Origin of the sequence: Kitasatospora sp. NPDC036755 (genome assembly GCF_040636595.1) — a bacterium.
GTDB lineage: Bacteria > Actinomycetota > Actinomycetes > Streptomycetales > Streptomycetaceae > Kitasatospora.
Genome location: NZ_JBEZUT010000292.1, coordinates 1 through 10,874, shown reverse-complemented (window position 1 = coordinate 10,874; position 10,874 = coordinate 1). Strand labels below are relative to the sequence as shown.

Below are 10,874 nucleotides of genomic sequence, written 5' to 3'. Positions count from 1 at the left end.
AACAACGTCGACGGCCTCTCCGGCCACGAGGGCGCCTTCCTGGCCTGCTCGTTCTGGCTGGCCGACGACCTCGCCATGATCGGCCGGGTGCAGGAGGCCCGCGAGCTGTTCGACCGGCTGCTGGCGCTGCGCAACGACCTGGGCCTGCTCGCCGAGGAGTGGGACCCGCGGCTCAAGCGCCAGGTCGGCAACTTCCCCCAGGCCTTCAGCCACGTCCCGCTGATCGACACCGCCCTGCGGCTGACCGCCTGCGGCGCCGCGCACCTTCCGGCCCAGCGCGCCCAGCCCGCCGGGGCGCTCCCCGAGCGGGAGCAGGGCACGCTCACGGTCGCGGGTGTCCGGCAGGGCCGCGGCTGATGACCGTCCCTGTGCCGTCCGCGTCCAACCGCATCACCGGCAGCCGGAGCGGTCCCGTCGTCCAGGCCGGCCAAGTCCGCGACATCCACGTCCACCCCGCCGCGCCGCCGCGACCGGCACCCCGGCAACTCGCCGCCATCACCCGGGTGTTCACCGACCGCGAGCGTGACGTGGCCGCCCTGGACGGGCTGCTCACCGGCCTGCCGGAGGACACCGCCCCGGTGATCGTGATCACCGGGGCTGGCGGGATCGGCAAGCGCACCCTCGCCACGCGCTGGAGCCACCGGCACGCCGAGCGGTATCCGGACGGACAACTCCTCGTCCGGCTGCGTGCTGGCGCCGTCGGTGGCCCGGCACCGGCCGCCGAGATCGCCCGCTCCCTGCTGCTCGGCCTCGGCGAAGGAGGGCACCTTCCCTGGCAGGAATCCGACTTGCAGGCGTTGTGGCGCTCCGCCGCGGCGACCCGGCGGCTGCTCGTGATGCTGGAGGACGCCGCCAGCGCCGACCAGATCCTGCCGCTGGTCCCCGCCAACGCCGACTGCCTGGTCGTCGTCACCAGCCGCTCGCCGATGCCCGCGCTCGCCGCCCACGGCGCGCACCACCACCATCTGGCCCCGCTCACGCCGGCCCACGCCGTCCGGCTGCTCGCTCGGATCCTCGGTGAGGACCGGGTGCGAGCGGAGCCCGCCGCCACCGAAGCCCTCGCCCGCGCCTGCGACGGCAACCCGTTGGCCCTGAGTCTGGCCGCCGGCGAGGCCGTCCTCGCCCCCGCCCGCCCGCTCGCCCACCACCCTGCCCTCGCCGCAACCGACTTGGAGAGCATCCCGATGACCACCGCCCTCGCCCTCACCTCCCTGCCCGAGCCCGAGGCACGCCTGCTTCGGCTCGCCGCCCTGATCCCCGCGCCCGACCTCGACCACTTCGCCGTGGCCGCGGCCACCGCCACCCCCGCCACCCAGACCCTGAACCTGCTGCACGAACTCGCGGCCCGCCACCTGCTGGAGCACACCCGCCGCCAGAGCACGCGCGGCGACGTCTACCGCATCCGCCCCGAGGTCCGGGAACTGATCCGCAACCCGGCCGACGCCCGCCGGCGCGTCGTGCAGTGCTACCTCGACCACCTGATCGCCACCGCCCAGGACACCGTCCAACGCCTCACCCCGCACCACCGTGTCCTGCCGCGCCAGCACCGCCACCACCCCGCCGAGCCCGTCCCCATCACCGACGACCGCGCCGCGCAGGACTGGCTGGAGGCCATCGCCCCCGCGGTCCTGCCCGCCCTCGCCGCCGCCCGCGAACTCGACGAGCACCAGGCGGCCGTGGTCCTGGTCCACGACCTGTGGCCGCTCTTCCACCGCCTGCGGCGCACCGACCTGAGCGTCCCCTGCCACAAGCTCGGACTCGGGTTCGCCCGGCTCTGGGGCCACCGCCTGGCCATCTACGAGATGACCACCACGCTGGCCATCTCGCACAAGCACACCGGAGCCCATGAGGAGGCACTGCGGCTCTACGAGGAGGGCCGCACCCTCGCCACCGAGGACCAGGACCCCGGCCGCATCGCCCAGTGCACGGCCGGTATCGGCGCCACGCTCTACGAGGCCGAGCAGTACGCCGCCGCCGAACCTGAACTCGCGCGCGCGATCGAGCTCTACGCCGAGCTCGGCGACCGGCGCGGCGCCGGCCTCGCCGAGATCCTCCTCGGCTCCGCCGCCGCCCGCCGGAACAACACCGACCTCGCGCTCCCGCTGCTCCAGCAGGCCCTCGCCGACCTCGAATCGCTCACCCCGCCCGACCCGCTGAACGCGGCCCGGGCGAAGGTCTTCCTGGGCGAGGCGCAGTCCCTCGCCGGGCGGCACGACCTCGCCGCCGGCACCATCAACGACGCACTCCGGACGTTCGCGGACCTCGGCCACCGTCACTGGGTGGCCTATGCCACGGAGTTCCTCGGGCAGGCCGCCGAACGTGCCGGCCTGCCCGAGGCCGCCGCCGACTGGTACGGCTCCAGCCAGGACCAGTACCGGAACCTGGGCGCCACCCGCGACGTGGAACGTCTGAACGGCCGGCTCCTCGCCCTGCTGCACCAGTGACCAGCGCTCGCCGGCCCCGCGCCCCACCCGGGCCCGGCACCGGTTGTCGCACTCCCCTGACACAGCACCCGAGGCAGTCGGCAACATCCCTATTGGTCATGTGAGTTGGGGTCGTTCACCGGATCGTGTGTCATCCGACGCGACACGCCGACACGGCCCCGCCCCGCCGCCTACGGTGGAACACCTGCCGACGCACTCACATACGACAGGCGATCACATGCCCGATCGCGGCTTCGCCGCGCCCTGACCCGGCCGGGCGGCCCTTCACATCCGCTCTCCGCCGCTTCGAGAGGAAGAAATCCGATGGTCCACAGGCTGGTTGTGGGAGTCCACTTGGTCGGACGGCCGGTATGAGCGTCCCGAGCCGCCCGGTACCTGCGGCCGGCCGTGTGACGGTGGGAAGCGAGGAGACCCGCCTCGTTGTCGTGCGGGGGAACTCCGCCAGCGGCAAGTCGTCGGTGGCCGCCGGGATCCGGCAGCGGTTCGGTCGCGGCCTGGCCCTGGTCGCCCAGGACAACCTCCGCCGGATCGTACTGCGCGAGCGCGACCGGCCCGGCGGCGCGAACATCGGCCTGATCGACACCGTGGCACGCTACGCGCTCGATGCCGGCTACCACGTCGTCATCGAGGGCATCCTGTACGCCGACCACTACGGCGACATGCTCACGGGCCTGGTGGGCGACCACCGCGGTGTCTCCCGCTGCTACTACCTCGACGTCCCGTTCGACGAGACCCTCGCGCGGCACGCCTCGAAGGCCGACGCCGAGTACCTCACGCGGGTCACCGAGCGAGAGCTGCGGGACTGGTACCGCGAGCACGACCTCCTGCCCGGCGGCTTCGAGACCGTCATCGGCAGCGACAGCCCCCTCCACGACACGGTCGACCGCGTGATGCGCGAGACCGGTCTCACCGGCCTGCCCGCGCTGGACGACTGAGGCCGCCACCCGGCCGCCACGTTCGCGTCGCCGGCCTCCCACACCACCCTGACAAGGAGCGCCCGAGTGCCCGCACCCGATCCGCGTGCCCGCGCCGCCACGCCGCGCGACGCCGACGAGCTGCTGCGGCTGCGCGTCGCGGTCCTGACCGGCGAACCGGTCACCGACCAGTGGCGAGCGACGTTCCGCGACGACCTGCACCGTCGCCTGGGCACCGACCCGGACCTGTTCGCCTACGTCGCCGACGCACCCGGCGGCGGCCTCGCCGCCTGCGCCATCGGCATCGTCTACCGCGGCTACTGCGGCCCCGCCTACCCGACCGGCCGGTGGGCCAGGATCCACACGGTGGTCACCGACCCCGCCCACCGCCGCCAGGGCCTGGCCCGCGCAGTCACCAGCACCCTGGTCACCGCGATCACTCAGCACGGCTGCTCCATCGAACTGCGCGCCACCGAAGCCGGCGCCCCGCTCTACCGAAGCCTCGGTTTCAAGCCCGTCGACGGCTTCATGGCCTTGCTGCCCACCTCCCCGGGCCGGGCCGAGTAGCCCCGCCCCGCCCACCCTTCCCCTTGACGACTACGGAGTCCCGATGCACGAGACGAGCAGGCTGTCGGTCGGCGTCATCGCCCACGATCTGACCACCGACCGGATCGCCACCGTCCACTACGGCCAGCGCAGTTGGTCCCCGGGGCCCGCCTGGACGGTCCCCGGAGGAAAGGTCGATCCCGGGGAGGAGATCCCCGACGCCGCCGCCCGGGAACTGCGCGAGGAGGCCGGCCTCATCGCCCGCCCGTGCGATCTGCGCCTGGTCCACACGATCCAGGCCCAGGAGGGCTGGGACGGGCTCGGCGGCTTCCTGCTGTTCGTCTTCGCCACCAACGAGTTCACGGGCGCGCTGGTCAACGTCGAACCGGACAAGCACCTGGAGGTGCGCTGGCACCCCACCACCACCGCCCTGCCCAGCCCGATGTTCCCGACCTCCAAGGCGGCGGTGGAGGCGTACCTGGCCGGCGGGCCCGCGTTCTCCACTCACGGGTTCGACCCCAGCCCCGGGCAGCGGCGCCTCGCCGGGACGTGACCCGGCACCGGCCGATCCCCAGCGCTTCCCGGTCCACCGGCACCGAGCGGCGCGCCCTACCGCCTCGACGAAAGGGAGTATGTGACCAGCGCACCCACGACCTCCACGGACTCGGTCCCGGACAGCGAGCAGCTGCTGTTCGGCGGGCCGATGCGCTACGACTACGGCTGGGCCAAGCACGAGCTGGCCAGCGGCAAGATCACGTTCTGGGCGGTGGCGCGGCAGATGCCGCACTTCCTGCACCTGGCCGGGCGGATGGCGTGGCATGCCGACCGCGCCGCCCTGGTGACCCTGGTCGGCGCCGAGGTACTGCGCGGCCTCGCCGCGGCCGTGGCACTGATCGCCACCAACCACGCGCTGGCCGCGCTGCTCGCCCCCGGCGACGTTCCCGCCGTGCTGCGCGCGGCGCTGCCGGCGATCGTGACCGTCGGGGTGATCGCGGGCCTGTCCTCCGGGCTGTCCGCCGCCTCCGGGTGGGCCGGCGACCGGCTCAAGCCCGCGGTCTTCCGCCAGGCCACCCTCGACTTCCTGGGCATCGTCAGCCGCTCCGAGCTGGAGGCCATCGAGGACCCGGCCTTCCTCGCCGAGGTGGACAGCGCCCGCTGGGGCGCCACGGCCCTGCAGGGCATCATCGGCCAGGCCACCTCCGTCCTCGCCGCCGTCTTCGGCCTCGTCTCCGCCGCCGGGGTCCTGTCCGTCCTCCACCCCGCCCTGCTGCCCATGCTGCTGCTGATCGCCGTCCCGCGGGGCTGGGGCGCCGTACGCACCGCCCGCCGCCACTACGCCTCCATCCGGGCCTGGCTCCAGCACAACCGCGCCAGCACCCTGCTCGCGGACATGCTGATCCGCCCGTACTCCGCGGCCGAGCTGCGGGTGCACGCCGCCGGGCCGTTCATCCTCCACCACTACGAGCAGATGGCCCGCGCGGCCGAGAAGGAACAGGCCCGCCTCGCCGGAGCGAAGGCGCGTACCGACCTGCTGTCCGCGGCCCTGGCCGGCGCCGCCACCGTCGGCGCGTTCGCACTCCTGGGCTCGCTCGTCATGAACGGTGCGATCCCGCTCGCCGCCGCCGGAACCGCCGTGGTGGCCATCCGCACCGGCTCGGCGAGCATCGGCGGCCTCGTCTCCCAGATCAACGGCCTGTACGAGGAGAGCCTGTTCGTCCGCGACCTCGACCAGCTGCGCCGCGAGGGGCACCGCCGGGCAATCCCCACCGGCGGCACCCCGCTGCCCGAACGCCCCGAGACGATCACCGTCGAGGACGTCTCGTTCAGCTACGACGGCCGCGACACCCCCGCCCTCGACAAGGTCACCCTCACCATCCCCCGGGGCAAGGTCATCGCGCTGGTCGGCGCGAACGGCTCCGGCAAGTCGACCCTGGCCAACATCCTGTGCGGCGTCTACCAGCCGCACCAGGGCCGTATCCGGTGGGACGGCGTCGACACCGCGACGGCCGACCGCGACCAGCTCTTCAGCAGCGTCGCCCTGCTCGCCCAGACTTTCCAGCGCTGGAGCTTCACCCTGCGCGCCAACCTGCTCCTGGGCCGTCCAGAAGTCGCCTGCAGCCAGCAGCAGTTGGAGGACACCGCCGAGTACGCCGGTCTCAACCCGGTCATCGAGGAACTGCCCCGCGGCTTGGACACCCTCATCGCCAAGGGCCTCGAAGGCGGGGTGGGCCTGTCCGGCGGCCAGTGGCAGAAGGCCGCCCTCGGCCGAACCTACCTGCGCCTGACCACGCCCGACGCCCACGGGCGGCTTCCCGCCCTCGTCATCGTCGACGAACCGACCTCCGCTATGGACCCCGAAACCGAGGTCGAGACGTTCGAACAGATCCGCCGGCTCACCGCCCTCGGCGTCACCGTCGTCCTCATCACCCACCGCCTCGGCGCCACCGCCAGGGCCGACCGCATCTTCGTCCTCGACCACGGCCGCCTCGTCGAACAGGGCACCCACGCCGAGCTGATGGCCCAGGAACCCGCCACCCGCTACCGCGAGTCCTACCTCCTCCAGGCCGCCCAGTACGACGTCGGCGAGCGCCTGCCCCGCCAGACGAACCACGCCCCCACCATTGCCTGACCGCGCACCACAGAACCAGGCCCGTCCAACCTTCCTATACCAGACCGGAGTTCACCGTGAAGAACGAGCCGCCCAGCACCCCGCGCACAGCCCTGGTGAGCGGCTCCACGGTCCGGATCGGCGAACTCGCCGGCAACGGCCGCCCCAGCGAGGACCGGGTGTTCACCACGGCCGACGCCCTGATCGTCCTGGACGGCGTCTCCACCGTCACCGACGAAACGCCCCGCGGCGCCTGGTACTCCGACACCCTCGGCGCGGCCATCGCCGAACTCCTCACCCGCGAGGCGGATACAGACCTGCGCCAGGTCCTCGCCTCCGCGATCCGGGCCGTCGCCGACGCCCACGGCCTCGTCGCCGGCTCCTCGCCAGCGTCCACCGTGGCGGTCGCGCGGCGAAGGGCGGATCGGATCGAGGCGGCCGTCCTGGGAGACAGCCCCGTCGTCGCCATCGGCCGCGACGGCACGGTGCACGCGGTGCGCGACGACCGCCTCACCCGGCTGGTCGACGCCCGGCCCGAAGCACGGGAGTACCGCGATCGCCTGCGCGCCGGGCACGGCTTCGGCGACCGGCACCGCCTGATCCTCCAGGAGCTGCGCGACTTCCAGGGCAAGGTGGTCAACCGCCCGGACGGGTACTGGATCGCCGAGGCCGTGCCCGAGGCGGGCCTCCACGCGATCACCGCCTCGTGGCCGTCCGACGACCTGGCCGAGGTCGTGATCGCCACCGACGGCATCACCGCCGGTGTCGAGGAGTACGAGCTGTACTCGTGGCAGGAACTCGCCCGCGCGTGCCGGCAGGACGGGCCGCTGGCGGTCGCCGACGCCATCGCGCGCGCCGAGCGCGAAGACCCCGACGGGCAGCTCTGGCCCCGCTACAAGGTCTCGGACGACAAGGCCCTCGCCTTCTGGCCGCTGCGGGAGCCCGACGGTCCGGGCCTGACGAAGACGGCGGGTCCGAGCGGCGCAGAGGCCTACCGGTGAGGCCGTTCATGGCACCGGGGCGCCGCTGGGGCCGCGAGGGCGGCAGCGTGGCGGCGATCCTCCTGGCCGACCGGCTGCTCCGCACGGAGGCCCGGTGACGACGCCCACTGCGCAGGGGCTGCCACCGGTCGGCTGGCAGCATGACGCCCTACCGCTGCTTCGAGCGTGGGCCGCCGCCGAGCCGCACATTCGCGACCTGCGGGTGCACGGCTCGGCGGCCGAGGGCGCCGAGGGGCTGGACCGCTGGTCCGACCTAGACTTCGTCGTGACCAGCAGCAGCGCCCCGCAGACGCTCGCCGACGACTTCGCCGGCCTGGCCAGCAGCTCGCTCGGCCCGATCTACACCAGCAGCCGCATCGACGATGAGCACAGCGTCGGGATCCGCCTGGTCCTTCGTGACCTACGCCGCATCGATCTGACCGTCCGCTCGGCCACCGTGCGGGAGCCGGCCCCGGCGGTGCCGCCGCGCGAGACCCGGGAAGTACTGGCCGAGCTGGTGAACGCCTACCGGTTCGATGCGGTCCTGGCGGCGGTCAAGGCCGCCCGCGGCGACGTGCTGATCGGCTCCCACATGGCCCTCCAGCTACCCCGGCACCTCCTGGTCGCGGCGATGGTCCTGCGCGACCGCGACACCGGTACCAACCACCACCGCCACGGCCACACCGCCTGGGACTCCTGGGCCCACCGGCTGGCCGCCGCACCCCAGCCCTACAGCCCACCGGCCATCACCGCCGCCATCCGCTTCCACACTCACGTCCTGCACCACCTGCTGGCCGAACAGGCACCGGAAGCGGTCGGCGACGAGCAGCCGCTGCTAGCCCTGCTCGACGCCGTGGACAGCGCCGCCGCCTGACCCCGCCGGCCCCGACCCCATCAACATCCGGCCGGGCCGCTGCCCGAACGCGCCCGGCCGACAACGGAGGACCACCCACATGCTGCGCTTCGCGACGTACAACCTCTTCAACCTCGGATCGGTGAAGAGCCGCCAAGAACAGGACCGCTACGACCTGCTCGTCCAGGTGATCCGCGACCTGGACCCCGACGTCCTAGCCGTTCAGGAGATCATCGGCCGGACACCCGAAGCCGCCGCAACCGTGCTGCGCCGGCTCGCGGACGACACCAGCCTGGACTGCCGGGTGGTCCGGCCCCGCGACGACAGCGCCCCCACTCTCGCCCTGGCATCCAGCACCCATGACTTCCACACGGCGGTGCTGTGGCGGCCGGGCACCGAACCCGTGCGGGGCGGCTGGCGCGGGTACGACGGCGGGGTGGACTTCTGGCACTCGATGGCCACCGTCGTACTGGACGTCGGCGGCCCGGAGCCGGTCAAGTTCGCCTCCTACCACGGCGACCCGTTCCGAGGAGACTTCCGGTTCAACGAGGCCCGGCGCGTCCACTCGGCGTTCCGCAGCGGCGTCCTGGGCGCGATCGGGTCGGACTCCAACTCGATCTCCGCAGACCGCCGCCCGGGCGGCGCCTACTACGACCACGACCCGTACACCGAGCAGGACCACGAGTGGCTGGAGTACCAGGTGCTGTGGCGGGAAGACCCCGAGGACCCTCCGGTCGCCGACCGCCGCGCCGGCGAGGTACTGCACCGCGGCGGCCTGCTGGACGCCGCCGCCGTCCTGGACGCGCCATGGCAGCCCTCGGCCGGCCACTGGAGCGACGAAGACGGCGACCCGGACATCTGGGGGGAGCGCCGAATCGACCACGCGCGCGTCACCCGACGCCTCGCTCCGGCTCTCCGCACACACCGGATCGTGCGCACCGAGCAGTCGCTCGCCGCCTCCGACCACTGCCCCGTGGTCGCGGAACTGGACCTTCGCGCTCTGACTCAGGCCACCCCCTTCGAGGAGCGGCAGTGATCCTCCCGGACGCCCACGCGGGACGCCGTGCCCGCCACCGACGAAGTGCGCCACGGCCTGCGGACGGCAGTCGGCGTTCTGCTGCCCTCCGCCTGCGGCCGACTGACGGGCGTGCGCCACGGCGACATTTCGGGGCGGCCGATCGCGCTGCCCGGCGGAAAGGGGCCGAGCACCCGGAGACCCCCACCAGGTGGAGCGCGGTGCGCGAGCTCCACGAAGAACCCCGGCATCACGTCGATCTGACGGGCCCGGCCGCCGTCCCGGGTGCACGGGTGCGCAGCGAGCGTGACGACGGGCGGCCTTGGCCACGGGCTTGCTGACGCACTACGGTCCGATCATGTCTCAGCGTCAGCTTCCCGATCTGGCCGCCGGCCTGCGAGCGGACCACCTGCGCTTCCTGCGGTCGCCGGACAGTCGGGAGTTGTACGGCTACATCGAGTCCGAGGGCCACCCGCTTCTGTGCCCGGCCGCGTGGTCGGCGTTGCCTCGCCAGCAGCGGGTCGACCGGGTCGTCGCGGCCGAGGAGCGCCGCATCGCCGCCGGGACGACGTTCGCCCTCGACACCCCCGTGGTCGAGGCCGTCCAGGCGCTCGCTGCGGACCGGACGGTGCCGCTGGTGTTCACCGAGGATGTTCTGCCCGCGCCGTCCGGCCTGCTCGTCACCGCGGTGCCGTTGTGGGACCTCGGCGAGTTCTCGATCGTGGCCGCCTCCTGGGGCCCGGCCATGGAGGGATTCGGGCCCGGCGTGCACCTGACCTGGTGGTCCGACGTTCGCACCGTCAACCAACAAGTCCCCCTCATGCGGGACTTCGATCTGCACCTGCCCTTCCCTCCCATCCTGGACTCCCGCCTGGTCCAGGCCGACCTGCCGGAGGGCCTCACGTACTCCGCCGGGCCGCTGCGGGCCGTCGTCGCCGCCTGGTACGCGCTCACCGACAACGGCACCGAGATCTCCGATCAGCGGCCCTCGCCCGCCATCGGGCGCGCGCTGGCCGCGCAGAAGGCGAAGCAGCGCAGCGTCCGGGTGGCCACGACGGCCGCCGCCGACGCCACCCGGCAGGCTATCCTCGCCCGGGCCGCCGCCCGGCACTCCCGGCTGTTCGGCACCCACGGCGCACAGATCGGCGGCATCGACGCGTCGGCGACCCCACCAGTGCCCTCCGACGGCCCGTTCCCCGGCGAACTCGACCACCGGCTTTCCCCGGCCCTTCGCCGTACCGCGCAGCTGTACCGCGAAGCCGCCGGCCGGTGGAACCGGCGGGAGACGGAGGTCTTCCAGCGCTACCCCGGGGTCCTGGAGCAGCTGGAGGAACTGCGGGTGCGCGACCACGGACTCTGGGAGCCGTGGTGCTGGATGCCCGTCAGCGAGGTCGCCCGCTGGCTCATCCAGCAGTGGGGTGTTCCCGCGGAGCAGGCCCTCTGGGACGCGGTGCGGATCGCGGCCGTCGGTGCCTGGCGCAGCGGCGGGCGGCACGCCCTGGTGCACGGCGGCG

At 73.4% G+C, this 10,874-nt stretch carries 10 protein-coding genes; all 10 read left to right on the top strand.

What is annotated here, in order from left to right; translation table 11 throughout:
* Positions 1–357 (top strand): glycoside hydrolase family 15 protein (locus tag AB0E96_RS31845; RefSeq protein ID WP_359829256.1); only part of this gene is annotated, 357 nt, incomplete at its 5' end.
* Positions 357–2,444: a tetratricopeptide repeat protein gene (locus AB0E96_RS31840; protein ID WP_359829255.1), complete on the top strand. Its 2,088-nt coding sequence runs from the start codon at positions 357–359 to the stop codon at positions 2,442–2,444. The genes AB0E96_RS31845 and AB0E96_RS31840, both read left to right, overlap by 1 nt.
* A gap of 350 nt (positions 2,445–2,794) precedes the next feature.
* A complete protein-coding gene (locus tag AB0E96_RS31835; protein ID WP_359829254.1) occupies positions 2,795–3,379 on the top strand; it encodes an AAA family ATPase in 585 nt (194 codons plus the stop codon).
* A gap of 66 nt (positions 3,380–3,445) precedes the next feature.
* Positions 3,446–3,925, top strand: coding sequence for a GNAT family N-acetyltransferase (locus AB0E96_RS31830; RefSeq protein WP_359829253.1), 480 nt, complete (start codon positions 3,446–3,448; stop codon positions 3,923–3,925).
* A 43-nt stretch (positions 3,926–3,968) separates the two neighbouring features.
* Positions 3,969–4,457, top strand: coding sequence for an NUDIX domain-containing protein (locus AB0E96_RS31825; protein WP_359829252.1), 489 nt, complete (start codon positions 3,969–3,971; stop codon positions 4,455–4,457).
* Between the two features lie 81 nt (positions 4,458–4,538).
* The gene (locus tag AB0E96_RS31820; protein WP_359829251.1) at positions 4,539–6,533 is read left to right on the top strand and encodes an ABC transporter ATP-binding protein; all 1,995 of its coding nucleotides are present in this window, start codon (positions 4,539–4,541) and stop codon (positions 6,531–6,533) included.
* Between the two features lie 56 nt (positions 6,534–6,589).
* The gene (locus tag AB0E96_RS31815) at positions 6,590–7,513 is read left to right on the top strand and encodes a PP2C family serine/threonine-protein phosphatase (protein ID WP_359829250.1); all 924 of its coding nucleotides are present in this window, start codon (positions 6,590–6,592) and stop codon (positions 7,511–7,513) included.
* A gap of 94 nt (positions 7,514–7,607) precedes the next feature.
* Positions 7,608–8,366, top strand: a complete 759-nt coding sequence (locus AB0E96_RS31810; RefSeq protein WP_359829249.1) for a hypothetical protein — start codon at positions 7,608–7,610, stop codon at positions 8,364–8,366.
* Positions 8,367–8,445: 79 nt separating this feature from the next.
* Positions 8,446–9,381 (top strand): endonuclease/exonuclease/phosphatase family protein, encoded by a 936-nt coding sequence (locus AB0E96_RS31805; protein WP_359829248.1) that lies wholly within the window; start codon positions 8,446–8,448, stop codon positions 9,379–9,381.
* Positions 9,382–9,718: 337 nt separating this feature from the next.
* On the top strand, positions 9,719–10,874 hold a 1,156-nt coding region (locus tag AB0E96_RS31800; RefSeq protein ID WP_359829247.1), incomplete at its 3' end, for a hypothetical protein.